20 protein-coding genes and 1 pseudogene are annotated in these 26,119 nt (G+C 71.5%); 8 read left to right on the top strand and 13 right to left on the bottom strand.

What is annotated here, in order from left to right:
* Window positions 1–62: 62 nt before the first annotated feature.
* Window positions 63–989, top strand: coding sequence for a cyclase family protein (locus tag ABZ956_RS14030; protein ID WP_361891850.1), 927 nt, complete (start codon window positions 63–65; stop codon window positions 987–989).
* Window positions 990–1,267: 278 nt separating this feature from the next.
* Here ABZ956_RS14030 and ABZ956_RS14025 read toward each other — a convergent pair whose 3' ends face one another.
* The 4 genes from ABZ956_RS14025 to ABZ956_RS14010 form a co-directional block, all read right to left on the bottom strand.
* The gene (locus ABZ956_RS14025; RefSeq protein WP_361891848.1) at window positions 1,268–1,747 is read right to left on the bottom strand and encodes an ATP-binding protein; all 480 of its coding nucleotides are present in this window, start codon (window positions 1,745–1,747) and stop codon (window positions 1,268–1,270) included.
* A gap of 413 nt (window positions 1,748–2,160) precedes the next feature.
* Window positions 2,161–3,186, bottom strand: a complete 1,026-nt coding sequence (locus tag ABZ956_RS14020; RefSeq protein WP_361892447.1) for an acyl-CoA dehydrogenase family protein — start codon at window positions 3,184–3,186, stop codon at window positions 2,161–2,163.
* 8 nt (window positions 3,187–3,194) lie between these two features.
* Window positions 3,195–4,364 carry an acyl-CoA dehydrogenase family protein gene (locus ABZ956_RS14015; protein ID WP_361891845.1) on the bottom strand — a complete coding sequence of 390 codons (1,170 nt, stop codon included), beginning with the start codon at window positions 4,362–4,364 and terminating at the stop codon, window positions 3,195–3,197.
* 3 nt (window positions 4,365–4,367) lie between these two features.
* Window positions 4,368–5,567: an amidohydrolase family protein gene (locus ABZ956_RS14010; protein WP_361891842.1), complete on the bottom strand. Its 1,200-nt coding sequence runs from the start codon at window positions 5,565–5,567 to the stop codon at window positions 4,368–4,370.
* Between the two features lie 137 nt (window positions 5,568–5,704).
* On the opposite strand from ABZ956_RS14010, the gene ABZ956_RS14005 reads away from it, so the two are divergent.
* A complete protein-coding gene (locus ABZ956_RS14005) occupies window positions 5,705–7,285 on the top strand; it encodes an AMP-binding protein (protein WP_361891839.1) in 1,581 nt (526 codons plus the stop codon).
* 34 nt (window positions 7,286–7,319) lie between these two features.
* Here ABZ956_RS14005 and ABZ956_RS14000 read toward each other — a convergent pair whose 3' ends face one another.
* Window positions 7,320–9,854 (bottom strand): protein kinase, encoded by a 2,535-nt coding sequence (locus ABZ956_RS14000; protein WP_361891837.1) that lies wholly within the window; start codon window positions 9,852–9,854, stop codon window positions 7,320–7,322.
* A gap of 310 nt (window positions 9,855–10,164) precedes the next feature.
* Window positions 10,165–11,577, bottom strand: a pseudogene (locus ABZ956_RS13995) (serine/threonine-protein kinase); the annotation flags it as partial.
* Between the two features lie 114 nt (window positions 11,578–11,691).
* Here ABZ956_RS13995 and ABZ956_RS13990 point away from each other — a divergent pair.
* Window positions 11,692–12,822, top strand: a complete 1,131-nt coding sequence (locus ABZ956_RS13990; protein WP_361891834.1) for a serine hydrolase domain-containing protein — start codon at window positions 11,692–11,694, stop codon at window positions 12,820–12,822.
* A 12-nt stretch (window positions 12,823–12,834) separates the two neighbouring features.
* On the opposite strand, the gene ABZ956_RS13985 is transcribed toward ABZ956_RS13990, so the two are convergent.
* Window positions 12,835–14,541, bottom strand: coding sequence for a glycerol-3-phosphate dehydrogenase/oxidase (locus ABZ956_RS13985; protein ID WP_361891832.1), 1,707 nt, complete (start codon window positions 14,539–14,541; stop codon window positions 12,835–12,837).
* Between the two features lie 367 nt (window positions 14,542–14,908).
* Here ABZ956_RS13985 and ABZ956_RS13980 point away from each other — a divergent pair, with 367 nt between their 5' ends.
* Window positions 14,909–16,180, top strand: coding sequence for a nucleotide sugar dehydrogenase (locus ABZ956_RS13980; protein WP_361891829.1), 1,272 nt, complete (start codon window positions 14,909–14,911; stop codon window positions 16,178–16,180).
* A gap of 74 nt (window positions 16,181–16,254) precedes the next feature.
* On the opposite strand, the gene ABZ956_RS13975 is transcribed toward ABZ956_RS13980, so the two are convergent.
* From ABZ956_RS13975 to ABZ956_RS13955, 5 genes are all read right to left on the bottom strand, one after another.
* On the bottom strand, window positions 16,255–17,400 hold the full coding sequence (locus tag ABZ956_RS13975) for a rod shape-determining protein (protein WP_361891825.1): 1,146 nt from the start codon (window positions 17,398–17,400) through the stop codon (window positions 16,255–16,257).
* Window positions 17,401–17,510: 110 nt separating this feature from the next.
* Window positions 17,511–18,638: a GuaB3 family IMP dehydrogenase-related protein gene (locus ABZ956_RS13970; protein WP_071964501.1), complete on the bottom strand. Its 1,128-nt coding sequence runs from the start codon at window positions 18,636–18,638 to the stop codon at window positions 17,511–17,513.
* Between the two features lie 117 nt (window positions 18,639–18,755).
* Window positions 18,756–20,258 carry an IMP dehydrogenase gene (gene guaB / locus ABZ956_RS13965; RefSeq protein WP_361891822.1) on the bottom strand — a complete coding sequence of 501 codons (1,503 nt, stop codon included), beginning with the start codon at window positions 20,256–20,258 and terminating at the stop codon, window positions 18,756–18,758.
* A gap of 154 nt (window positions 20,259–20,412) precedes the next feature.
* Complete coding sequence (locus ABZ956_RS13960) at window positions 20,413–20,988, bottom strand: sigma-70 family RNA polymerase sigma factor (RefSeq protein WP_361891819.1); 576 nt, start codon at window positions 20,986–20,988, stop codon at window positions 20,413–20,415.
* Between the two features lie 308 nt (window positions 20,989–21,296).
* The gene (locus tag ABZ956_RS13955) at window positions 21,297–21,908 is read right to left on the bottom strand and encodes a response regulator transcription factor (protein ID WP_003948568.1); all 612 of its coding nucleotides are present in this window, start codon (window positions 21,906–21,908) and stop codon (window positions 21,297–21,299) included.
* A gap of 477 nt (window positions 21,909–22,385) precedes the next feature.
* On the opposite strand from ABZ956_RS13955, the gene ABZ956_RS13950 reads away from it, so the two are divergent.
* Window positions 22,386–22,712, top strand: a complete 327-nt coding sequence (locus tag ABZ956_RS13950) for a WhiB family transcriptional regulator (RefSeq protein WP_099199465.1) — start codon at window positions 22,386–22,388, stop codon at window positions 22,710–22,712.
* 68 nt (window positions 22,713–22,780) lie between these two features.
* Here the strand turns inward: ABZ956_RS13950 and ABZ956_RS13945 are convergent, their stop codons facing one another.
* Window positions 22,781–23,692, bottom strand: coding sequence for a LysR family transcriptional regulator (locus tag ABZ956_RS13945; RefSeq protein ID WP_361891816.1), 912 nt, complete (start codon window positions 23,690–23,692; stop codon window positions 22,781–22,783).
* Between the two features lie 82 nt (window positions 23,693–23,774).
* On the opposite strand from ABZ956_RS13945, the gene ABZ956_RS13940 reads away from it, so the two are divergent.
* The 3 genes from ABZ956_RS13940 (at window position 23,775) to ABZ956_RS13930 (ending at window position 26,094) form a co-directional block, all read left to right on the top strand.
* Window positions 23,775–24,485, top strand: a complete 711-nt coding sequence (locus tag ABZ956_RS13940; RefSeq protein WP_361891813.1) for an MOSC domain-containing protein — start codon at window positions 23,775–23,777, stop codon at window positions 24,483–24,485.
* A 50-nt stretch (window positions 24,486–24,535) separates the two neighbouring features.
* A complete protein-coding gene (locus ABZ956_RS13935; RefSeq protein ID WP_361891812.1) occupies window positions 24,536–25,309 on the top strand; it encodes an SDR family oxidoreductase in 774 nt (257 codons plus the stop codon).
* An 86-nt stretch (window positions 25,310–25,395) separates the two neighbouring features.
* Window positions 25,396–26,094: an ester cyclase gene (locus tag ABZ956_RS13930; RefSeq protein WP_361891809.1), complete on the top strand. Its 699-nt coding sequence runs from the start codon at window positions 25,396–25,398 to the stop codon at window positions 26,092–26,094.
* Window positions 26,095–26,119: the final 25 nt, after the last annotated feature.

Raw genomic sequence — 26,119 nt, 5'->3', positions numbered from 1 at the left:
GAGCACAAGACCTGTAGGCGAGCAAAGGCGAACCACACCAGATCGCGATCCGGGAGGATTCCATGCCGTTGCCGGGCGAGTTCCACGAGCTGGCCAAGCGAGTCAACAACTGGGGACGCTGGGGTGCGGACGATGAGATCGGCACCCTCAACCTCATCACCGACACGGTCGTCCGCGCGGCGGCCGCGACCGTCTCCAGCGGACGCCGCGTTCCCCTGGCCCTTCCGCTGCAGCAGGACGGAGTGCAGACGGGGGTGATACCGGGCAGGGTCAATCCCCTGCACACCATGGTCGCGATCAATGTGGAGCTGTTCGGACCGGGGACGGTTGCCACCAGCGACGACACCGTGACCATGGGCCTTCAGGCCGGCACCCACTGGGACGGGCTGTGCCATGTCTCGCACAGCGGGAAGCTCTACAACGGACGGCCGGCGGACTCGATCACCGCACACGGGCGCGCCGCCTTCAACGGCATCGAGAAGGCCGGGCACATCGTCTCGCGCGGGGTACTGCTCGATGTCGCGCGCGCCAGGGACGTGGACCGGCTCGACAGCGGTCACGTCGTCACACCCGAGGACCTCGAGGCGGCGGAGGAACTGGCCGGCGTCTCGGTCGGGACCGGCGACATCGTGCTCGTGCGAACTGGCCAGATTCAGCGGTATCTGACGGGTGACAAACAGGCGTACGCCTATCCTTCGCCCGGCCTGTCGATCCGCACTCCCGAGTGGTTTCATGCCCGCGATGTCGCGGCTGTCGCCAACGACACCCTCACCTTCGAGATCTTCCCGCCGGAGATCGATGACCTCTGGCTGCCGGTGCATGCTCTCGACCTCGTCGAGATGGGCATGCCGCAGGGTCAGAATTGGAATCTGGAAGGTCTTTCGAAAGCCTGCGCGGAAGAGCGGCGCTACGCGTTTCTGCTGGCAGCCATGCCCGAGCCGTTCGTCGGCGGGGTCGGGACACCGGTCTCACCCGTGGCGATTTTCTGAAAGGAGCCCGCTACGCGTCACGCACGCGGCAGGTGGGCACGTGGGCCCGTCGACGGTTCGGGCGGGCGGCGGCGCACAGATGCGCACCCCGAGCACGGCACCGTACGCCGCCACCCAGCTCCGGCGCCTGAGCCCTGTTGTCGCGCCGGGCCGCGACCCGCACTCGCCAAGGCAGCCCTGGGCACATGGGCCTCTCGACGTCCCCTCGCAACGAATCGCTGCATCCAAGGGTGATCACGTGAACACTTCACGTCAACACCTGGTCTGGACTTTGTCGACTAAGCCCGATTTGTCGCGGCGTGTTGTGGCTCAAAAGTGCCGCTCCAGAGCGGCGCCCCGCGATCGACCTCGCACCAGATGCGCTTTCCGGCACCCTCCCGGTGCCATCCCCAGCGGTCCGCCAGGCCGTCCACGAGCTCCAGGCCCCTGCCGCCGGTGTCGTCGCCCTCGGCGCACCGCCGCCTCGGCGGGCGGGCGCTGATGTCGGCCACCTCCACCCGGACGGTGTCGATGCGCGACCCCGCGGCCGCGCCGACAGCGGCACCCGCGCCGGGGAAGAGCATCCGCAGGACGGCCGGACACCCCGTGTGCACGACGGCGTTGGTGACCAACTCCGAGATCAGCAGGATCAGCGTCTCGGCCAGCGGCTCATCGGCCCCTATGCCCGATCCGGCGAGCCGCGACCGCGCCCACCTGCGGGCCCGCCCCACCTCCGCGGGGTCGGCCCGAACCTCCATCTGCATCTGAAGCACCTGCACCGCTCACACCATCCGAACCGGCGGACACAACGCCTCGCGTCTCAGGGGGATCACGGAACGTGAGCCCCTTCCGAGACAGCATGGTTGACGTACAGTTACCCCAACAAGCGCTTCAGGCATATTCCGGCGCAAAGGAGTATGCGTGCTGCATACTGTGCGACGCGCGCTGTCGGGGCTCGAACAACAGGGTCTTTCGAACCCCGTGACGACACGAGCGGAGGGCATTCCCGCACCCGGCACGGCGGCTTCCGCGATACCGGTTTTGTTGAGCCCCTGAACCACTCGCATCCCACGGAGAGTACCCGAGGCCCGGCCCGACTCCGCACTGTGACGAGTAACGCGAAGAACACAACTCGATATCGACGCAGCGTGATCATTTATCGGCCGCAAGGCGTATATTTCACCCACACCGATTACACAGCGCCATTCGGGTGATTCGCGATTTCCGTCGAGCAATTTTCCGGACGACCAAGGAGCGCTGCCGCCAGCACCTCCTCGGCCTCCGCCCCCGTCTGCCACTGTTCGACCCTCAGCCATGCCCGCTTCAGGTGGGGATGGATGTCACCCTCCCATGTGAAGCCCATCCCTCCATGCAGTTGCAAACAGTCACGGGCATTACGGACGGCAGCCTCATCGGCGAGCAGTTTGGCCACGGATATGTCACGGAGAGTCATAATCAATGACGCGGCGTACGCGCTACTGCGTGCGAGTTCCGTACGGACGAGCATTTGTGCGCACAGGTGCTGCACCGCTTGGAAAGCCCCGATAGGGCGGCCGAACTGGGTACGGCTTTTCGCATAGGAGACCGCCATTTCCAGGGTGCGGCCGGCACTGCCGAGTTGCTGGGCGGCGGTCAGCAGCATGGCCGCCTGGCTGAGGTCGGCGGAGCGGCGGGGTCCGGGGGTCGGCTTTGTCTCCTGGGGTGGGGGGAGCCGCTCCACGAGATGCAGTGGCGTCGTGGGGTCGACCGACCGTACGGACCGCGCCGCGAGCAGGACCGGTCCTCTGCCTCCGCTCGTCTCGAGCACCCGGGGGGCCGGGCCGTCGAGAAGCAACACGGCGTCAGCCGCGGCGAGGTGTTCGACCATGCCGGGCCTTTCCAGGGCCGTCACCACCGTCGTGCCCTCGGCGGCGCCGGGCACGAGGCCCGCAGCGAGGTGCGTGGCGACCAGCGGGCCGGGCAGATGGGCACGCCCTGCCTCCTCGAAGACGAGCACCGCCTCCGCCGGCCCGAGACCGACCCCGCCGGCCTCCTCCGGCAGCCTCAGACCGAACAAACCGGCTTTTCCCAACTCGCGCCACAGCGCGTGGTCGAAGTGGTTTTCCGGTTCTTCGGCATCCACTGCCGCGCGGTGCCTCTCCCGTGGGAATCGTGCCGCCAGAAGTTCCCGTATTCCTGCCCGCAGGGCGCGTTGATCGTCGCTGAGCCGGAAATCCATGATCTCTTTCACCGTCCCCGGGGCAGGCCGAGGATGCGCTCGGCAATGATGTTGTGCTGAATCTGGGAGGTGCCCGCGGCGATGGTGTAGGCGAGGGAGGACAGACGCTCGACGGTCCACTCGTGATCGGCGTCCAGGGCCAGCGGGCCGAGGATCTCGGCGGCAGTGTCGTACAACTCCTGCCGCGCCTGGGAATAGCGCAATTTGAAGACCGACCCGCCGGTGCCCGGCACACCGTCGCCTCCGGAGCGCAGTGAGGCTTCGGCTTCGCTCGCATTCCACTGGACCAGGCGCCACAGGGCTGCGAAGACGGCGTTCAGGTGGCCGAGACGACGCCGCAGGACGGTGTCGTCCCACCGTCCGTTCTCCCGTGCGGCACGGGCCAGCCGGGCGAGGGTGCGACGGCAGGCGACGACCTCTCCGGCGAACGCGGTGCCGCGCTCGTAGGAGAGGGTGACCATGGTGACGCGCCAGCCGTCGTTCTCGGCGCCCAAGCGGTTGGCGACCGGCACGCGTACGCCGTCGAGGAACACCTCGGCGAACTCCGCCGATCCGGCGAGGGTCCGCAGAGGCCGGACGGTCACTCCGGGGGTGTCCATCGGCATGGCCAGCCAGGACAGGCCCCGGTGGCCGGGGGTCGAGGGGTCGGTGCGCACGAGCAGTTCGCACCAGTCGGCGACCTCGGCGTGCGAGGTCCAGATCTTGCTGCCGGTGACGACGTACGCGTCCCCGTCACGCACCGCGCGGGTGCGTAGGGAAGCGAGATCGGAGCCGGCCTCGGGTTCGGAGAAGCCCTGGCACCAGACCTCCTCGCCGCGCAGGATCGGCGGCAGCCAGCGCGCTCGCTGGACGGCCGTGCCCTCCGCCGCGATGGTGGGCCCGGCGTGCAGGAGACCGACGAAGTTGGCGCCCACATACGGCGCGCCCGCCAGCTCGGTCTCCTCCAGGAAGATCAGGTGCTGGGTGGGTGTGGCGCCCCGCCCGCCGGCGTCGGTGGGCCAGTGCAGGCCCGCGTATCCGGCGTCGTACAGCGCCCGCTGCCACGCGCAGTCGTAGGCGCGGCGGGCGGGCCAGTCCGTCGCCGGGGGCTTGGCGGGCAGCCGGGGCAGCGTCTCGTGAAGCCAGGCCCGGAGCCGGTGGCGGAAGTCGTCCTCTTCCGTGGTGCTGCCGAGGTCCATGGCTCACGTGGCCGGGTCGTCGAGGTCCAGGCCGAGCATCCGGATGGCGTTGCCGCGCATGAGTTTGTGGACGGTCTCGTCGTCGAGGCCCCTCACATGGTCCAGGGCCACGCGTTTGGTGTGGGGGAAGGTGGAGTCCACGTGCGGATAGTCGGTCTCGAAGGTGGCGTTGTCGCGGCCCACCGCATCGAGTGACGCGATGCCGTGTTTGTCGCGGAAGAAGCAGCAGAAGATCTGCCGGTAGTAGTAGGTGGAGGGCGGTTCGGGGATGACGTCGCGGACGCCGCCCCAGGCGCGGTGCTCCCGCCAGACGTCGTCCGCGCGTTCCAGGGCGTAGGGGATCCAGCCCATCTGTCCCTCGCTGTAGGCGAGGGTGAGGCGAGGGAAGCGCACGAGGACGCCGCTGAAGAGGAAGTCCGACATCGAGGCCATGGCGTTGTTGAAGGACAGGGTCGCCTGGACGGCGGGTGGGGCGTCGGGTGAGGCGGCGGGCATCTGCGAGGAGGAGCCGATGTGCATGTTGACGACCGTCCGCGTCTCCTGGCAGACGGCGAAGAGGGGATCCCAGTAGCCGGTGTGAATGCTGGGCAGGCCGAGGTGGGTGGGCAGTTCGCTGAAGGTCATGGCCCGGACCCCGCGCGAGGCGTTCCGTTGGATCTCCGCGACGGCGAGATCGATGTCCCAGAGCGGGATGATGCACAGCGGGATCAGCCGGCCGCCGCTGTCGCCGCACCACTCCTCGACCATCCAGTCGTTGTAGGCCCGCACGCAGGCGAGGGCGACTTCCTTGTCGTGCGCCTCCGCGAAGGTCTGTCCGCAGAAGCGGGGAAACGTGGGGAAGCACAGGGAGGCCTCGACGTGATTGAGGTCCATGTCCTTCAGGCGCGCCGCCGGGTCCCAGCAGCCGCGGCGCATCTCGGCCCGGGTGATGCCCTCCAGGGTCATGTCGTCCCGGTGGAAGCCGACGGCCGCGATGTTGCGTTTGTACGGGAACCGCAGGTCCTCATAGATCCACCAGTCGGCGGGCGGGCCGTCCGGGTCCATGGTGACGCGGTACTTCCCGCCGACGTACTCCAGCTCGCCGATGCCGGCGGTCACGGGGCGGGGGCCACGGTCGCGGTACTTGGCGGGCAACCAGGTCTCGAAGAGATGGGCGGGCTCGATCACATGGTCGTCGACACTGACGATGCGCGGCAGGTCCATGGGCTGGCTCCCTCGCTGTTCTGACGAGTCGTCAGCTTTCTCAAGGAGGCTAGCCCCGCCCCCCTGGACCGACAAGCGCGCCGGACCTACGCTCCCGCAGCACATGACGCCGCATCAGCTAGCAGAGGGGGACCGCCATGGCGCCCGCTACCGCCTCCCGGGAACTGGCCGGCTCGCGCACGCTGTGGGAGCTCCTCGAACGTCGGGCGGACCTCACGCCCGGCTCACCCGCGCTCATCCAGGCCGACGAACCCGCCGGACCGGGCGGCGACGACCGCCGGCTGACCTTCGCCGAGCTGCGCCGCCGCTGCGAGCGGGTGGCCGCCTGGCTGCACACCCTCGGCATCCACCCCGGCAGCCGCGTGGCCTGGCAGCTGCCCACCCGCCTCGAGACCGTCGTCCTGACGCTCGCCCTGGCCCGCCTGGGCGCCGTCCAGACCCCCCTGATCCCCCACTACCGCGACCGCGAGGTCGGGCATGCGTTGCGGGCCACCGAGGCCGGGTTCCTCGCCGTACCGGGCGTCTGGCGGGGCTTCGACCACACCGCGATGGCTCACCGCCTCGCCAGGACCCTGCCCCACCCGCCCCTGGTGTTCCCGGCCTACGACGCCCTCCCCGAGGCGGATCCCGCCCGGCTTCCGCCCCCACCGGCCGACGGGACGACCGTGCGCTGGATCTACTGGACGTCCGGCACGACATCCGACCCCAAGGGCGCCCTGCACACCGACCGCGGCCTCATCGCCGCCGGGACCGCTCTCGCCGACGCGCTCGGCCTGACTCCCGACGACGTCGGCTCCATGGCCTTCCCGTACGCGCACGTGGCCGGGCCCGACTACACCGTGATGGCCCTGCTGCGCGGCTTCCCGGCGGTGCTCCTGGAGCACTTCGCGCTGCCGGGTTCACTCGATGCCTACCGGCGTCACGGCGTCACCGTGGCGGGCGGATCCACCGCCTTTTACGCGATGTTCCTCGCCGAGCAGCGCAAAGACCCCACCCGCAGGCTTCTCCCCACGCTGCGGCTCATGGCGGGCGGCGGGGCGCCCAAGCCGCCCGAGCTCTACGAAGAGGTCGTCCGCGAACTGGGATGCCGGCTCACCCACGGCTACGGCATGACCGAGGCACCGATGATCACCATGGGGTCTCCGGACGATCCCGGGGAGAGGCTGGCCTGCACGGAAGGCAGACCACCGGAGGGGATGGAGATACGCGTCGTGGGCGCGGACGGCAGGCCGGTGCCCGCCGGTACGGACGGGGAGATACGACTGCGCGGCGAAGCGGTCTGCCGGGGCTACCTCGACGCGGCCCAGAACGCCGAGGCGTTCGACAGGGACGGCTTCCTCATCACCGGCGACCTCGGCCACCTCACCGAGGACGGCTACCTGGTCCTCACCGGCCGCGCGAAAGACGTCATCATCCGCAAGGGCGAGAACATCTCCGCGCAGGAGATCGAACAGCTCCTCTACGGACACCCCGGTGTCGAGGACGCGGCCGTCATCGGCCTCCCCGACGTCACACGCGGCGAGCGCGTGTGCGCGGTGGTCCAGCAGCCAGCCGGTGCCATGCCCCTGACCCTCGACGCCGTGACGGCCCATCTGCGCGGCGCGGGCCTGGCCGTGCACAAACTGCCCGAGCAGCTGGAGATCGTCGAAGAGCTGCCGCGCAACGACACGCTCCGCAAGGTACTGAAGTACAAGCTGCGCGAGCGCTTCTCCGACTGAACACCGGGCTCGGCAGGCGAAGCGCGGCCGTCGCTCAGCCGTGCGTCCGGTAGGTGGAGATGGCCTGCTCGAAGAAGCGGTCGACCGAGCGCTGTTCGTTCATCGGGCCGCGCACCTGGACGAGGTGGTAGCGACCGCCGAGGATCATCGCCGCGTTGCGGGCATACACCTGGCGTCCGCTGCTGTCGTTCCAGTGGAACGTGCCCTCCGCCGTCGCCCTGCCGCCGACATCGCTGCGCCGCAGGCCGGAGGCGCCCGACCAGGAGGAGGAGCGGTACGGGGCCAGCTCGGGCTCCTTGTCCTGCTGGTAGGCCATCGGGTCGCTGCCGAACTCCGAGGTCTTGTCGCGGCCCGGCACCACGACCAGCTCGTAGTCGCCGCCGACGTAGACGACCTGGCCGCGCTCGTTCTCACCGCGCCGCTGCCAGTCCTTGGCGACGGCGACGGTGAAGCCCTTGGGGTCCTTGCGGGAGGTGAACCCCTGGGTGTCGGCAGTCTCCTCGGCCCGGTCGGTCTGCGCACCGGCGGCGGCGGTCTGGCCCATCCTGCCGTTGGAGCCGGGGTTGTTGGGTGCCGCGCTCAGCGCTCCGGCGGAGCCGGTGCGGTCGGCCGGACTCTGGCCGGCGCTCTCCTCCGCGCTCGGCATGAACAGCAGGGCATAGAGCACGGCCCCGACCAGGGCGAGCAGGATCAGGCCGAGGAGCAGTCGGCCCAGGCGCTGCGGTGCGGGAGCCGTGTGTACGCGCGTCTCCCGCAGATGTCCCGTGCTGTGGAAGCCGGCCTGTTCGTGGGCCTGGGGCGTCCTGCCGCGCTCCTTGACCGTCTTCTTGTGCCGCCCGTGCGCGGCGGCCGGCTCCGCGGAGGAGGCGGAGGCACGGGCGCGGCGTCGGCGGACCAGTTCGCCGCGCCGGCGGATGACGGGCAGCCGGCGCGGGTCGGCGGGGGCCGGGGTCCCGATCGAGGGCACGGTGACCGTGCGGCTGCCGATGTCCGGCTCCGGGGCGGAGCGGATCAGCGAACGCAGCCAGCCCCGGAGCTCCTCGAATTCCGGGCGTTCGGTCGGGTCCTTGCGCATCAGCGACTCGACGACGGGCCGCAGCGCGCCGCACTCCTCGGCGTACGCGGGCGGTTCGGCGCAGACGACCTGGACCAGCTCGGCCGTGTTGTCCTCGGGGTAGGGGGCGTGGCCCTGCACGACGCGGAAGAGCAGCGCACCCAGCGCCCACAGGTCGGCCGCGGGGCCCACGGGGGGTGCGAGCTGCCAGTTCTCCTGGACGGGCCAGGCTTGCTCGGGCGCCCAGCGTTCGGTGACGGCGCCCACCACGACCATGCGGGCCTGCCGGGCCCGTTCGGCGGCGAGGGCGCTGCCGGGGCCGCCCGTGTGCGCCCAGCTGCCCGAGGGGCGCCCGGGCGGGGGCGCTGTCGCGGCGGCGGTCTTCTGTCCGCCCTGGGCCGGGGGTGTGCTGTGCGGTGCGGCGGCGCTCGGCTCCGCCGCACGGCCCGGGGTGGCGCCGGTCATCAGGGTCTCCGCGCTCCACGGCGGAGTGGAGCCGGGCGCGGGGGCGGTGCCGCTGGCGGCGCTGCCGCCACCCCAGGTGGACGCCCCGGCCGGGGGGCGGGGGCCGGCGTCGGCCGCCGCGCGCGCGGCGGCGGCACGGGCGGCCGCGTGGTACGCGGCGATGGCACCGGACCGCACCGCTCGTGGGTTCCGCGCACCGCCCTGTTCGGCGGCGTCGGTGGTGTTCGGGCGGACGAACCCGCCCCCGGAGCCCTGGTCGCGAGAGGCGGGCCTGCCCTGCGCCGGTACACCGCCCGACCGTGCGGCAGAGCCGCCGGCGGCGCCCGCACCGTAGGTCTGGGCACCGGCTCCCGAAGCCCCCGGCGCCGCCTGCGTCGCGGGAACGGGGTCGTAACCGCACAGTGCTTCCTCCGCCGCGCCGGCGGCCAGGCCCGTGAGGATGGCGCGGCCGTCGTCGCAGATGAGGACCGTGCGGGCGGTGATGTTGCGGTGGGTCCAGCCTTGGGAGTGCAGGGCCCGCAGGGCGGTGAGGACGTCCGCGGCCACCTCGGCGGCACGGTGCGGGGAGAGGGTGCGCTCGGCGAGGAGCGCGGCGAGCGGGCGGGCGGAGACGAGTTCGCTGACGATCCAGAGGCTGCCCGCCTCGGCGAAGACGTGGAAGACCTGGTCGAGCCGGGGGTGGTCGGGGACCTGGGCAGCGGCGGTCGCGGCCGCCAGCGCACGCCGCACCGCGGGGTCGCCCGCGCCCTGGCCCGTACGCCCCGCGCCTCCGCCCATGGCTCTGCCGCCCGCACCGGACGCGCCCGCTGCCCCGCTGCCGGACGCGCTCCCGGCCCCTGGCCCCGCCCCGTATGCGGGGCCGGCGGCTCGCGAGGTCTCGTCGCCGAGGACCTCGGCGTCCACGACCTCGGGCAGCGGAATCTGACGGACCAGGACTTCCTGGCCGCTGTAGGTGTCGAAGGCCCGGGTCTCCGCGAGCTCGAAGGCGTCGGAGGGGGGCAACGGCAGGCGGTAACGGTCGGCGAGCACCCGGCCCGCGTAGTCGTCCACGACGCCTCCCCAATCGTGCGATCCGACCCATCGTGGGATGCAGCACCATTGCCCCGAACAACTACCAAAGCCGGTCGTTCGGCTGCTTATTGCGGTTGCTTACCGTCCACGATGACTCACGATACGTGCCGAAGCCGCCCCTTCGGGCCCGTACGGCTCAGTACGTCCCCAGCACGCCGCCCGTTATGCGTCTGAGGTGGAGCGCGGGCCGGGTCGGCGCGCGCCGGTCGTGTCAGCGTGCGCGGGGAAAGCCGTCGGGGGCGTCGAAGACCGACGTGGTCACGACCTCGGCCTTCTTGTGCGAGGGGCCGCCCTTGCCGTCCTTCTCCTCGCCGCCGCCCAGGTTGAGGGCGAGCACGGTGCCGATGACGGCCAGGACGACGACGACCGCCGCGATGAGCAGCACGCGGCGCGGCACGACGTCCGTCAGGGACGCCCGGCCGTAGGTGCCGGTCCGTGAGCCGACGCGACCCCGGGCACTGGCGGCGACACTGCCCACCCGCAGCTTCACCTGCTGCGCGGACCCGTCCGCCTGCGCGGCCGACGAGCTCGCCGGAGTGTCGTCCCGCAGGGGCCTGAAGGCGCCCGGCGTCCGCTGCGTGGCCGCGCGCCCCTCGCCCGCACGCGAGCTCCTGGCCGGGGCCGGCGCGGAAGCGGAGGAGGTGGAGCGGGAGGAGGCGGGAGCCTGTGAGGACGACGACCGGTCGCCATAGCCGTAGCCGCTCTTCTTCGCCCTGGACGAAGAAGAGGAGGAAGCAGAAGACGACGACGGCGGGGAAGTCGGCGCCGGGCGGGAGGGCTTCTCGGGTATGGACGGGATGGCGAGCGCCTGGGTGGCGTCCAGGTCCGGGGTGGGCGCGGGCGGCTTGGGCAGGCGCTCGTCCGGGGCGTTGACGGCGTCCGTCAGCAGGGCGCGCGCACCTGCCTCGTCGAGTCGTTTCTGCGGGTCCTTGGCGAGCAGCCCGTACATGACGCCCTCCAGGGGACCGGCGTTGCGCGGCGGCCCGAGAGGTTCGGTCATGACGGCCGTGAGGGTCGCTATGGCCGACCCCTTGTCGTACGGAGGGGCGCCCTCTACGGCGGCGTAGAGCAGGCCGCCCAGGGACCACAGGTCGGCCGGAGGGCCGGGCTTCTGGCCCCGCGCGCGCTCGGGGGATATGTAGGAGGGGGCGCCGACGAGCATGCCCGTCGAGGTGACCGACGGGTCGCCCTCGACCTGAGCGATGCCGAAGTCGGTCAGGACGACGCGGCCGTCGTCCGCGATGAGCACGTTGGACGGCTTCACGTCGCGGTGCAGGATGCCCTCGCGGTGCGCGGCGCTCAGGACGTCGAGGACGGCCAGGCCGACCTCGGCGGCTCTACGCCACTTCAGCGGGCCGTCCTCGCGGATGACCTCGGCCAGCGAGCGGCCCTCGATGAGCTCCATGACGATCCACGGACGGTCGTCCTCGTGCACGACGTCGTAGACGGTGACCGCGCCAGCGCTGCGGATGCGGGCGATGGCCTTCGCCTCACGCAGCGTCCGGGTGATCAGCCGGCGCTTCTCGTCCTCGTCGATGTTGGCCGGGAAACGCAGCTCCTTCACCGCGACCACACGGCCCAGCGTCTCGTCCGTCGCCCGGTGGACCGTGCCCATGCCACCGCGCCCGAGGACGTCCCCGAGGCGGTAACGCCCGGCGAGGAGGCGCCCTGTCGTGCCCTGCGTCTGCTCCGCCTCCGACATGCGTCCCCTCTGGCAATCAGCTCTGCGACCAACCGACCCTGGCAGAGCGACCATTGTCTCTCATCCGCAGACCAGTGGAAGGCCAGGGTCCGAGAGGCCATGGATGATGGGCGCATGCCGACGTGCTCCGCCTTCCCGCGCCTCACCGCGACCATGGCCGCGCTGTGCTGCGCCGTGACGGCGTCGGTGACGACGGGACGCGGCGGCGTCGTCGCCCGCTCCCCTCTACAGGACCTGGTTTCGCAGCGGACGGTTCCCGGTGCCGCCGAGCTGTCACAGGATGCTCATGGGGTGGTCCGGTTCGGTACGGCGGGCGTGGCGGACGTGCGGACCGGACGCGGCATCCGGCTCACGGACCGGTTCCGCGCCGGGAGCGTCACCAAGACGGTCATCGCCACGGTCACCCTCCAGCTGGCGGCCGAACGCCGGCTGAACGTGGACGATCCGGTCATCGGACACCTGCCTCCGGCGACCGCGAACGCCCTGGCCGGCGCCCGGTACGGCCGTTACGTCACGGTCCGCCAACTCCTCACCCACACCAGCGGCCTGTTCTCTTACACCGACGACCGGGGCTTCCACCGCGACTTCTTCGGCCGGGGCTTCGCCGCCCACCGCTTCGTGTCCCACTCCCCGGACACGCTGGTACGGACCGCGCTCGCGCATCCCCCGTACGCGCCGCCCGGGACGCGCTACCGCTACTCCAACACCGACTACCTCCTGCTCGGCATGGTCATCCGTCAGGTCACGGGCCGCTCCTACGCCGCCGAGGCCCGCCGCCGCGTCATCGCCCCCTTGCGCCTGTCCGGCACCAGTTTTCCGGGCACCCGGGCCACGCTGCCCTCCCCGCACGGCCGGGCCTACAGCGCGTCAGGGCCGGGGACCGCCCACGACGTCACCGAACTCAACCCGTCCGCGGCGGGCGCCGCCGGCGAGATGGTCTCCACCCTCCCCGACCTCAACCGCTTCTTCCAGGCCCTGCTCGGCGGCGCGCTGCTGCCCCCGTCCCAGCTCCGCGCCATGCTGGACACCCGGGCCACCGGAGGCTGCTACGGCATGGGCGTGTTCCCCGTCCGGCTGCCCTGCCGGCGCACGGTGTGGGGCCACAACGGCGAGATCAACGGTTCGTACGTCCAGACGCTGGCCACCGCCGACGGGCGGCACCTGGTCAGCTACCGCGTCAACAGCGACTCCCGCCTGCCGCAGAAGACAGAAGCCAGACTTCTGCGGCAGGAGTTCTGCGACTGAGCGCCCGTCCGGTCAGATCGGCTGGATCTCCGGGGCCCCCAGCCGCGCCGCGTCCGCCGTCAGGTCGTCCGGCTGCCGCTGGGACTCGCGCTCCGCCTCCACGCGCTTCTCGTAGTGCTCGACCTCCTTGTCGACCTGCGCCGCGTCCCAGCCCAGTACGGGCGCGATCAGCCCGGCGACCTCACGGGCGCAGCGCGTGCCCCGGTCGAAGGTCTCGATGGAGATCCGGGTGCGCCGCGTGAGCACGTCGTCCAGATGGCGCGCTCCCTCGTGCGAGGCGGCATAGACGACCTCCGCCCGCAGATAGTCCTCCGCACCGGCCAGCGGCTCGCCCATCGCCGGATCGGCGGTGACGTAGGAGAGCACCTCGTCCACCACCGAGCCGTACCGGTTGAGCAGGTGTTCGACGCGCGCCACGTGCAGTCCCGTGCGGAGGGCGATCTGTGCCCGACCGTTCCACAGCGCGCGGTAGCCCTCCGCGCCCACCAGCGGCACGTCCTCCGTCACGCACTCCGCCACCCGCTGGGAGAGGCCGTGCACCGCCTCGTCCACCGCGTCCTTCGCCATCACCCGGTACGTGGTGTACTTGCCGCCCGCCACGACCACCAGCCCCGGCACCGGGTGCGCCACGGTGTGCTCGCGGGAGAGCTTGCTGGTGGCGTCCGACTCGCCGGCCAGCAGGGGGCGCAGCCCGGCGTACACGCCCTGGACGTCGTCGCGGGTGAGCGGCACCGCGAGCACGGAATTGACGTGCTCCAGCAGATAGTCGATGTCCGCGCTGGACGCGGCGGGGTGGGCCTTGTCCAGGTCCCAGTCCGTGTCCGTGGTGCCGATGATCCAGTGCCTGCCCCATGGAATGACGAAGAGCACGCTCTTCTCGGTGCGCAGGATCAGCCCGGTCGTGGAGTGGATGCGGTCCTTCGGTACGACCAGGTGGATGCCCTTCGAGGCCCGCACGTGGAACTGGCCGCGCTCGGCGATGAGCTGCTGCGTGTCGTCCGTCCACACCCCGGTGGCGTTGACGACCTGCCGGGCCCGGATCTCGAATTCGCCGCCCTGCTCCAGGTCGCGCACCCGGGCGCCGACCACGCGCTCGCCCTCGCGCAGGAAGCCCACGACGCGGGCCCGGTTGGCGGCGTCCGCGCCATAGGCGGCGGCGGTGCGTACCAGGGTGGTGACGTAGCGGGCGTCGTCCATCTGGGCGTCGTAGTACTGCAGGGCGCCGATCAGCGCGTCCTTGCGCAGGCAGGGCGCGACCCGCAGCGCCTTCTTACGGGTGAGGTGACGGTGGGTGGGCAGGCCGCGGCCGTGGCCGGAGGAGACGGACATGGCGTCGTAGAGGGCCACACCGGAGCCGGCGTAGAGGCGCTCCCAGCCTCTGTGCTGCAGCGGATAGAGGAAGGGCACCGGCTTGACCAGGTGCGGGGCGAGCCGCTCCAGCAGCAGCCCGCGTTCCTTGAGGGCCTCGCGCACCAGGGCGAAGTCGAGCATCTCCAGATAGCGCAGGCCGCCGTGGATGAGCTTGCTGGACCGGCTGGACGTGCCGGCCGCCCAGTCCCGCGCCTCGACGAGCCCGGTCGCCAGGCCGCGCGTGGCCGCGTCCAACGCGGTGCCGGCGCCGACCACGCCGCCGCCGACGACCAGGATGTCCAGTTCCCGCTCCGCCATCCGGGCGAGCGCCTGTCCGCGCTCGGCCGGCCCGAGTGTCGCTGTCCTCACCACTGCCTCCCGCCTGGCCGCTCTCGCCGCCGTTGCCGGTGAACCGCTGCCGCCGGTGTGCCGCTGGTCCCGTCACGCCCTGCCGTGCCCGCACCGCACCCGCGATCGCGTCCGCGCGACGCCCTACGCCGTACCGGCGCCGCGCCCGCGCCACGGCCGCGCCGCGCCGGGCGGGCACCCGTTCTCCTTCGATGCTGCCCCAGATCCGCCGCTTCGGCCGCGCCGGAGCCCACCGGAACCACGCCGGGGCGGCCCCGGACGGCATGCCACGCCGCGGCAATACCGGATAACAGTCATATATCCGCCTAACCTGATGTAACGGCCGATCCCCGCCGGAAATCCCCTCCGGGAAGGACCGCATCCCGACATGCCCGCAGATCTCGCCGTCATCGGCCTCGGCCACCTCGGGCTCCCCCTCGCCCAGGCCGCCACCGCCGCCGCCATCCCCACCGTCGGCTACGACCCCGACCCGCGCACCGTCGCCGACCTGCGCGCCGGGCGGCTGCCCTCCGAGGGCGCCGACGGCTGCCTGACCGCCGCCGGGATCCGCCGCATGCTCTCCGCCGGCTTCCGCGCCACGACCGAGGACGCCGAGCTCGGCCGGGTCCGTACGGCCGTGATCTGCGCCCCCACCCGGCTGGGCGAGGACCGGGCCCTGGACCTGAGCGCCATCGCCGAGGCGGCCCGCACCCTCGCGCCCCGGCTCCGCCCGCACACCACCGTGCTGCTGGAATCCGCCGTCTACCCCGGCACCACGGAGGACTTCCTGCGCCCCCTCCTCGAAACGGGCTCCGGGCTGCGCGCCGGGCAGGACTTCCACCTCGCCTACTCCCCCAGCCGCTTCGACCCCGGCAACCGCCAGCACGCCTACGCCAACACCCCGAAGGTCATCGGCGGCCTCACCCCCGCCTGCACCGAGGCCGCGGCCGCCTTCTACGGGCGCGTGTGCGAGCGGGTCGTCCGCGCCCGGGGCCCCCGCGAGGCGGAGGCGGTCAAGGTCCTGGAGACCAACTACCGGCACGTCAACATCGCGCTCGCCAACGAGATGGCGGTCTTCTGTCACGACATCGGCGTCGACCTCTGGGACGTCGTGCGCTGCGCCGAGACCAAGCCGTTCGGCTTCCAGGCCTTCCGCCCGGGACCGGGGGTGGGCGGCCACGGCGTGCCCATCGACCCCAATTACCTCTCCTACAAGGGCCGCAGCCTCGGCTACCCGCTGCGCATGGTGGAACTGGCCCAGGAGGTCAACGGGCGGATGCCGCGCTACGTCATCCAGCGCTGCGCGGCGCTCCTCAACGAACACGGCAAGTCGGCGCGCGGCGCCCGCGTGCTGCTGCTGGGCGTCAGCTACAAGCCCGACGTCGGCGACCAGGAGGGCTCACCGGCCCGCGAGATCGCCTCCCGGCTGATGGAGATGGGCGCCCAGCTCACCTACCACGACCCCTACGTTCCGCAGTGGCGCGTCCTGGGCCACCCCGTGCCCCGAGCCGACTGCCCCCACGAGGCCGCGGCCGCCGCGGATCTGACGGTCCTTCTCCAGCACCACCGCAAGTACGACCTGCAGGGGCTCTCGGTCAAGGCCCAGCTGCTGCTGGACACCCGCGGCGCGAGCCCGGCGGGAGCGGCACACCGCCTCTAGCGCCGCTCCGGCGTCGGCCCCCACCCCGGCCCTCCCGGCAGCCGGGAGGGCACAAGAAGCCGGCGAGTGCCGGCCTAGAGCCGCCCGGTCGACAGCAGCCGCGGCTGTGCGTCCAGCACGGTCCGCAGGGAGGCGAAGTTCTCCACACAGCGCCCGGTACCGACGGCCACGCAGTCCAGCGGGTCGTCCGCGATGATCACCGGAATGTCGAGCTCCGAGCTCAGCCGCACATCCAGGCCGCGCAGCAGCGCGCCACCGCCGGTCAGCACGATGCCGCGGTCCATGATGTCGCCCGACAGCTCCGGCGGGGTCTCGTCCAGGGTCTGCCGCACGGCCATGACGATCGCGTCCACCGGCTCCGACAGCGCGTGCCGGATCTCGTCGGCCGTCAGCTCCAGCGTCTTGGGCAGCCCGCTGACCTGGTCCCGGCCGCGGATGGTGCAGCGGTCGCCGGGCCGCAGCCCCTGGGTCTCCTCCGGATCGCCGCCCGCCTCGTCCTGCCCGTTCTTGACCCGGCGGGCGAGGGCCGCGAGCCCCGCCTCCGACCAGTAGCCCGTGGGCGAGGCCGAGCCGATGCTCATCTTGATCTCCTCGGCGGTGCGTTCACCGATCGCGAGGGCGTACTCCTTCTTGATGTACGACATGATCGCCGCGTCCATCGCGTCGCCCGCCGTCCGCACCGAGCGGGCGGTGACGATGCCGCCCAGCGAGATCACCGCGACCTCGGTGGTGCCGCCGCCGATGTCGACGACCATGCAGCCGGTGGGCTCGCTGACCGGCAGCCCCGCGCCGATCGCCGCCGCCATGGGCTCCTCGACCAGGTGCACCTGCCGGGCACCGGCCTGGGACGCGGCCTCGATGACGGCACGTCGCTCGACGCCCGTGATGCCGGACGGCACACACACCACGACGCGCGGCCGGGAGAAGAGACGGTTGCCCATCACCTTCTTGATGAAGTGCCGCAGCATCCGCTCGGCTATCTCGAAGTCGGCTATGACGCCATCGCGCAGGGGGCGGATGGCGACGATGGTCGAGGGGGTGCGCCCGATGGTCTCCTTGGCCTCGAAGCCGACCGACAGCACGCTGCCGTCCTCGGCGTTGACGGCGACGACCGAGGGCTCGTTGAGCACCACTCCCTTCCCCCGTACGTACACCAGCGTGTTCGCGGTGCCGAGGTCGATACCCATGTCCCTGCCGCTGAACGACTTGCTTTGCGCCATAAGTCGCCAGTATTCCCTATGATCGAATGTTTATACGGCGCTCACAGGCTGACAGGTAACGCGAAAGGCCCGGACCGCCGTGGCGGTCCGGGCCCGAAGCCGACGCGAGGTCAGCGGTTGTCGTGCTGCGACGGCGCGACCGTCACCTCGACCCGCTGGAACTCCTTCAGGTCGCTGTAGCCCGTGGTGGCCATCGCACGGCGCAGGGCGCCGAACATGTTCATCGAGCCGTCCGGGGTGTGCGAGGGACCGGTGAGGATCTCCTCGGTGGAGCCGACCGTGCCCAGGTTCATGCGCTTGCCGCGCGGCACGTCCTCGTGAACGGCCTCCATGCCCCAGTGGAAACCGCGGCCCGGCGCGTCGGTGGCGCGGGCGAGCGGGGAGCCCATCATCACGGCGTCGGCACCGCAGGCGATGGCCTTCGGCAGGTCGCCGGACCAGCCCACGCCACCGTCGGCGATGACGTGGACGTAGCGGCCGCCGGACTCGTCCATGTAGTCACGGCGGGCGGCGGCGACGTCGGCGACGGCGGTCGCCATCGGGACCTGGATGCCCAGGACGTTGCGGGTGGTGTGCGCGGCGCCACCGCCGAAGCCGACGAGGACACCGGCGGCGCCCGTGCGCATCAGGTGCAGGGCGGCCGTGTACGTGGCGCAGCCACCGACGATGACCGGCACGTCGAGCTCGTAGATGAACTGCTTGAGGTTCAGCGGCTCGGCGGCGCCCGAGACGTGCTCGGCGGAGACGGTCGTGCCGCGGATCACGAAGATGTCCACGCCGGCGTCGACGACGGCCTTGGAGAACTGCGCGGTGCGCTGCGGGGAGAGCGCGGCGGCGGTCACGACACCGGAGTCGCGGACCTCCTTGATGCGCTGACCGATCAGCTCTTCCTTGATCGGCTCGGCGTAGACCTCCTGCAGACGCTTGGTCGCGGCGGTCTCGTCCAGCTCGGCGATCTCGGCGAGCAGCGGCTCCGGGTCCTCGTAGCGGGTCCACAGACCCTCGAGGTTGAGCACGCCGAGGCCGCCCAGCTCACCGATGCGGATGGCGGTCTCGGGCGAGACGACCGAGTCCATCGGGGCGGCCAGGAACGGCAGCTCGAAGCGGTAGGCGTCGATCTGCCAGGCGATCGAGACCTCCTTCGGGTCGCGGGTACGGCGACTCGGGACGACGGCGATGTCGTCGAAGGCGTACGCCCGGCGGCCGCGCTTGCCGCGCCCGATCTCGATCTCAGTCACGTGTGTGGCCTTTCACTTTCCTTGGCGCTCCGTCTGCCGCATCCAGTATCCCCGACGCGGCGGAGCCCGCGGCCTATCGGTCGCGGGCTCCTACGGCGCTGTGCGAAGCTCCGACTACTACCGGCGGGAGTAGTTCGGCGCTTCGACCGTCATCTGAATGTCGTGCGGGTGGCTCTCCTTGAGACCCGCCGACGTGATCCGCACGAAGCGGCCCTTGTCCTTGAGCTCCTGGACGTCCGCCGAGCCGACGTAGCCCATGGAGGCCCGCAGACCGCCGATGAGCTGGTGGGCGACCGAGGCCAGCGGGCCGCGGTAGGGCACCTGGCCCTCGATGCCCTCGGGCACGAGCTTGTCCTCGGAGAGGACGTTGTCCTGGAAGTAGCGGTCCTTGGAGAAGGAGCGCGCCTGACCGCGGGACTGCATGGCGCCCAGCGAGCCCATGCCACGGTACGACTTGAACTGCTTGCCGTTGATGAAGACCATCTCGCCCGGCGACTCCTCGCAGCCCGCGAGCAGCGAGCCGAGCATCACCGTGTCGGCGCCGGCGGCGATCGCCTTGGCGATGTCGCCGGAGTACTGCAGACCACCGTCGCCGATGAGCGGCACGCCGGCGGCGTGGCAGGCCTGGGCGGCCTCGTAGATCGCGGTGACCTGCGGGACGCCGATGCCGGCGACGACGCGGGTGGTGCAGATCGAGCCGGGGCCGACACCGACCTTGACGCCGTCCACGCCCGCGTCGATCAGGGCCTGGGCGCCCTCACGGGTGGCGACGTTGCCACCGACGACGTCGACGCTGATGTTGGACTTCACCTTGGAGATCATGTCGAGGATGCCGCGGCTGTGGCCGTGGGCGCTGTCGACGACCAGGAAGTCCGCACCGGCCTCGACGAGCGCCTGGGCGCGCTCGAAGGCCTCGGCGCCGACGCCCACCGCGGCGCCGACGACCAGGCGGCCCTCGGCGTCCTTCGCGGCGTTGGGGTACTTCTCGGCCTTGACGAAGTCCTTGACCGTGATGAGGCCCTTGAGCACGCCGGCGTCGTCCACCAGCGGCAGCTTCTCGATCTTGTGGCGGCGCAGCAGCTCGATGGCGTCCTCGCCGGAGATGCCGACCTTGCCCGTGACCAGCGGCATCGGGGTCATGATCTCGCGCACCTGGCGGCTGCGGTCCAGCTCGAAGGCCATGTCACGGTTGGTGACGATGCCGAGCAGCTTGCCCGCGGGGTCGGTGACCGGCACGCCGCTGATGCGGAACTTGGCGCACAGGGCGTCCGCCTCGGCCAGCGTGGCGTCCGGGCGGACCGTGATCGGGTCCGAGACCATGCCGGACTCGGAGCGCTTGACCAGGTCGACCTGGTTGGCCTGGTCCTCGATGGAGAGGTTGCGGTGCAGCACGCCCGCGCCGCCCTGACGGGCCATGGCGATGGCCATGCGCGCCTCGGTGACCTTGTCCATGGCGGCGGACAGCAGCGGGATGTTGACCCGTACGTTCCGCGAGACCCGGGAGGAGGTGTCCACGGCGTTCGGCAGGACCTCGGAGGCGCCCGGCAGCAGCAGGACGTCGTCGTATGTCAGACCGAGCATCGCGAATTTCCCGGGCATTCCGTCGACGTTGTCAGTCATGACACCTTCCCAAATGGTCTTGCCCCAGCGAGGACTCCCATGCTAACGGCCGTTATGGGTGTCCCATTCCACGAGCACTGAGGCTCGCGTCACTTGGAGATTCGTACGAATACAGCTGAAGGTCGCCGCCCGGAGCCGCCCGCGAGCCGCTCCCTCACTGCTCCGCGAGGGCGCGGAGCCTGCTGAGCGCGCGGTGCTGGGCGACGCGGACGGCGCCCGGCGACATGCCGAGCATCTGTCCCGTCTCCTCGGCCGTCAGCCCCACGGCGACCCGCAGCAGGACCAGCTCGCGCTGGTTCTCCGGGAGGTTGGCGAGCAGCTTCTTGGCCCACTCCGCGTCGCTGCTGAGCAGCGCCCGCTCCTCCGGTCCGAGGGAGTCGTCCGGCTGCTCCGGCATCTGGTCGGAGGGCACGGCCGTGCTCCCCGGGTGCCGCATGGCGGCCCGCTGGAGATCGGCGACCTTGTGCGCGGCGATGGCCACGACGAAGGCCTCGAAGGGGCGCCCGGTGTCGCGGTAGCGCGGCAGGGCGCAGAGCACCGCGAGGCAGACCTCCTGCGCGAGGTCGTCCACGAAGTGCCGGGCGTCGCCCGGCAGCCGCGACAGACGCGTGCGGCAGTAGCGCAGCGCGAGCGGGTGCACCAGGGCGAGCAGGTCGTGGGTGGCCTGCCGGTCACCCTCCACCGCGCGGGCGACGAGCGCGCCAATGGCCGTGGTGTCGTCGTCGCGCATCGGTCCATGGTGCCTTGACGCCGGATTGTCCGTGGCACCGCATCCGTAGTTGTGCACCGAAGCGTTATGAGCGGGTGCGCCGGCGGTCATCTCCCGCACCTTCCCATCACGCCTGCCCGAGCCGTCCCCGAGGAACTCCATACTCCAAGGATGCGGCAGCGCGCGGGAAACGTGCAGCGGGCCGGGAAACGGCGCCTCCCGGACGGGCGGCCACAGCAGCCCGCCCCGCCCGCTCCCCAGCGGGCGGGGTACGTCAGTCCCCCGCGTCGACGCACGGCACGTACCGTCCGGAACTGCCCGCCGCCGCCCTAGCGGACCAGGCCCCAGCGGAAGCCGAGCGCCACCGCGTGCGCCCGGTCCGAGGCGCCCAGCTTCTTGAACAGCCGGCGGGCGTGGGTCTTGACCGTGTCCTCGGAGAGGAACAGCTCACGGCCGATCTCGGCGTTGGAGCGGCCGTGGCTCATGCCCTCGAGCACCTGGATCTCGCGCGCGGTGAGCGTGGGCGCGGCGCCCATCTCCGCCGAGCGCAGCCGCCGCGGGGCGAGCCGCCACGTCGGGTCGGCGAGCGCCTGGGTCACGGTGGCGCGCAGCTCGGCGCGCGAGGCGTCTTTGTGGAGATAGCCGCGCGCCCCGGCGGCGACCGCGAGCGCGACCCCGTCGAGGTCCTCGGCCACCGTGAGCATGATGATGCGGGCGCCGGGGTCCGCGGAGAGCAGCCGGCGGACCGTCTCCACGCCGCCCAGTCCGGGCATGCGTACGTCCATCAGAATGAGGTCCGAACGATCGGCGCCCCAGCGGCGGAGGACTTCCTCGCCGTTGGCCGCCGTGGTCACGCGCTCGACGCCGGGCACGGTCGCCACCGCGCGACGGAGCGCTTCTCGGGCAAGCGGGGAGTCGTCGCAGACGAGGACGGATGTCATGGCCGCCCTCCGCAGCTGATGCGCGTCACCTTGAGCCTCCAGAGGCTGGTACTGATCGTCACCTGTGCGATTGACGAGCCCGGGCACCTGCCACCCGCCCGACTGCTTCACGCGTCAACCGCCTCCGCACTCTCAACGACGGTCACCCGAAAGAGTTACGGGCTCGGTCGGCCGTGTTCGGCACTCTACGTGAGGGCGCGGACACGGAGCAGGGCGCACAGGGGGCGCCCTGTTCACCAGCCAAGCTATGCCCCATTTGCCCAGTCGGGCCTGTTTTTCTTCCCATTTGCTGGTGTCTGTGGCTAGATTCGCAATGAGTCATATTTTCATCTGCTCACACGACAGATGCATGGCAGAGGTATGGACGGGTACTGCAACGGATCACTCCGGATCGGATCGATCCGGGCACTCCGGCAGATTGCTTCGACAGGTCACATCGACACATCGCTTCGACAGATCGCCTCGAGGGGATAAGCAATGGCAGATTTCTCCCGCCTTCCCGGTCCCAACGCCGACCTGTGGGACTGGCAGCTCCTGGCGGCATGCCGAGGGGTCGACAGTTCGCTGTTCTTCCATCCCGAGGGCGAGCGGGGCGCGGCCCGCAGCGCCCGCGAGACCTCCGCGAAGGAGGTGTGCATGCGCTGCCCGGTGCGCGCCGAGTGCGCCGCGCACGCGCTGGCGGTACGGGAGCCCTACGGCGTGTGGGGCGGCCTGACCGAGGACGAGCGCGAGGAGCTCATGGGGCGCGCGCGGCATCGGTCCATCACGGCGAGCGGCGCGGGCGCCGGCGCGATGACCGCCTGAACGCCCGGGGCGCACCCCAGGAGTGACGAAACGTTTCAGCTGAGCGGGGCCCGCTCAGCCGGCGGCACTCAGCGGCGCCCCGCCTCCACCAGCCGGTCCAGCATCGCCGCGACCGCCGGCACCCGGGCCAGATCCGGCAGCGTGAGGGCCACGATCTCGCGCTGCACCACCGGCTCGACGGGCACCGTGCGGGCCCCCTTCGGGCGCACCGACTCCAGCGCCAGCTCGGGCATCACGGCCACCCCGAGCCCCGCCCCGACGAGCCCGAACACGGCCGGGTAGTCGTCCGTCGCGAAGTCGATGCGCGGGGTGAAGCCCGCGCTCTCGCAGACCTCCACCAAGTGCCGCCGGCAACGCGGACAGCCCGCGATCCACGGCTCGCGCTCCAGCTCGGCGATCCCGATCCGCTCCGCCCCGGCGAGCCGGTGTCCCTCGGGCACCACGCCGATGAGGCGGTCGGTCAGCAGCGGCCGTACGACGAGGTCGTCCCACTCGGCGCCCGCGGCGGGGTCGGCGCCGCGCACGTCGGGGTAGCGGAAGGCCAGCGCGATCTCGCAGTCGCCCTCGCGGAGCATCTCCACCGAGCGCGGCGGCTCCGCCTCGACGAGGGAGACGCGGGTGCCCGGGTACGCGGCCCGCATCTCGGCGAGCGCGGACGGCACCAGGGTGGAACTGCCGCTGGGGAAGGACACCAGCCGCACCCGCCCCGCCCGCAGCCCCGCGATCGCCGCGATCTCCTCCTCGGCGGCGGTCAGGCCGGCCAGGATGCCCGTGGCGTGCCGCACGAGGGCCTCGCCCGCCTCGGTCAGGCGCATCTCGCGGCCCGTACGGATCAGCAGGGGCGTGCCCGTCGACTGCTCCAGGGCCTTCATCTGCTGGCTGACGGCGGGCTGGGTGCAGCCCAGGTCGCGCGCCGCGGCGGAGAACGAACCGGTGGCGGCCACCGCGCGCAGCACCCTCAGATGACGAGCCTCGATCATAGAACCGAGCATAAGCCCACCTTGGGGCGATCGCTAAATATTCACTGGCTGCTTTGAGCCAGGCCCGCCTACCCTGGTGCCCATGCACCTGATCTCCGTGAACGTGGGCCTCCCCCGCACCGCCGACGACCGCCCGGGCCTGCCCGGCGCCTTCGCGGAGGGCCTGGAGAGCGGCATCGACAAGCGCCCGGTCGAGGGGCCCGTCGCGGTGGCCGCCCCGGGCCCGAAGGGCACGGCGGGCAGCGGACTGGCCGGGGACGCGGTGGTCTCCCTCCGTCACCACGGCGGGGACGACCAGGCGGTGTACGCGTTCGCGCGCGAGGACCTCGACGGCTGGGAGCGGAAGCTGGGCCGCCGGCTGCCGGACGGCGCGTTCGGGGAGAACCTCACCACGAGCGGTGTCGACGTCAACGGCGCGCGCATCGGAGAGCGTTGGCGCATAGGTACGGATCTGGTGCTGGAGGTCAGCGCGCCGCGCATCCCCTGCCGTACGTTCGCCACCTGGCTGGGCGAGACGGGCTGGATGCGCCGGTTCACCCAGGAGGCGGCGCCCGGCGCGTATCTGCGTGTCATCGAGCCCGGGCGGATCCGCGCGGGCGATGCCGTCGCCGTCGTCCACCGCCCCGCCCACGACGTGAGCGTCTCCTATGTCTTCCGCGCCCTGACGGGTGAACGGGCCCTGCTGCCCGGCGTGCTGGCCGCCGGTGACGCGCTGCATCCGGAGACGCGGGCGAAGGCGCTGGCGTACAGGGAGCGTCAGGAGGAGTCCGCGGGGCGCCCACAGGGGCGATGAGAGGAGGGGGAAGGCAGTCAGGACGGGGTGCGGAGCACTAACGTTCCTGTATGACGACTGCACTGATCACGGGAGCCACGGCCGGCATCGGCGCGGCCTTCGCACGGCGGCTGGCGGCCGATGGACACAATCTGGTCATCGTGGCCCGCGACGAGAAGCGGCTGAGCGAGCAGGCGACCGAACTCCACGACCGCCACGGGGTGGAGGTGGAGGTGCTCCGCGCGGACCTCTCCGAGGAGAGCGGCATCGCCACGGTCGAGGCCCGGCTCTCGGACCGCAAGAACCCGGTGGACCTGCTGGTCAACAACGCGGGCTTCGGCAACAAGGGCCGTTATCTCGAGGTTCCGATGGCCGATGAGCTGATGATGCTCAAGGTGCACTGCGAGGCGGTGCTGCGGCTGACCTCGGCCGCGACGGCGAGCATGCGCGAGCGCAGGCGCGGCGGCGTGGTCAACGTCGCGTCGGTGGCCGCGTTCGTCCCCCGTGGGACGTACGGGGCGAGCAAGGCGTGGGTGGTGCAGTTCACCCAGGGGGCCGCGCGGGACCTGGCGGGAAGCGGGGTGCGGCTGATGGCGCTGTGCCCCGGCTTCGTACGGACCGAGTTCCACCAGCGGGCCGGCATGGGGGTGGACAACGTGCCCGCCTGGATGTGGCTGGACGCGGACAAGCTGGTGGAGGCGGCGCTCAAGGACCTGGCGCGCGGCAAGTCGCTGTCGATCCCGGACCCCCGGTACAAGGCGCTGACGGGCCTGATGAAGCTGGCCCCGCGCCGGGCGGTCTCGCGGGCGAGCGCGACGACGGGCCGCAGGTACGGGCCGAACTGACCCGGACCGACCCGGACCGATGCGACAGCGGGCCTCTCGGGTGGGCTGATCCAGGACTAGCCTGGACATATCACCCGGGAGGCGCCATGACTTTCGTACAAGTAATCGACTGCAAGACGCGCCGGTACGACGACATGAACCGGCTCATGGACGACTGGGTCGCCGCCACCGAGGGCAAGCGCACCGCCACCCACTCGATCGTCGGCCGCGACCACACCGACAACGACCACTATGTGGAGATCATCGAGTTCCCCTCCTACGCCAAGGCGATGGAGAACTCGAACCTTCCGGAGACCAACAGGATCTTCGAGGAGATGGTCGCGCTCTGCGACGGGATGCCGACCTTCACCGACCTGGACGTGGTCCGCGACGAGCAGCTGAACAAGGCGACGGCCCGCCGCTTCTACGAAGAGGTGGCGATGGGCGGCGACCTGGACCTCGTCGACGAGCTCTTCACCGCCGACTACCGCGACCACGACATCGTCAAGGCGGAGGAGACCACGGTCGGTTCCGACGTCATCAAGCAGGACGTCGCCGGCTGGCGCGACGCCTTCGACTTCACGTTCACCCTCGAGAGCGAGCTGGCCGAGGGCGACCAGGTCTGCGCCCTGTGGACGTGGCGGGGCACCCATCAGGGCGACTTCATGGGCCTGCAGCCGACGGGCCAGGAGGTCTCGATGAGGGGCACGACCGTCTGGCGCTTCGACGACGGGAAGATCTGTGAGGGCTGGTGGACCTACGACCTGCTGGGGCTGCTGCGCCAGCTGGGCGCGGTGAGTTCGTAGCGGACCCCGCGGAGGGCCCATGGCC

Source organism: Streptomyces sp. NPDC046261, from assembly GCF_040646235.1.
In the GTDB taxonomy this organism is placed as follows: domain Bacteria; phylum Actinomycetota; class Actinomycetes; order Streptomycetales; family Streptomycetaceae; genus Streptomyces.
Note: the sequence above shows the minus strand (reverse complement) of the source record. Positions and strands in the feature narration are given on the sequence as shown.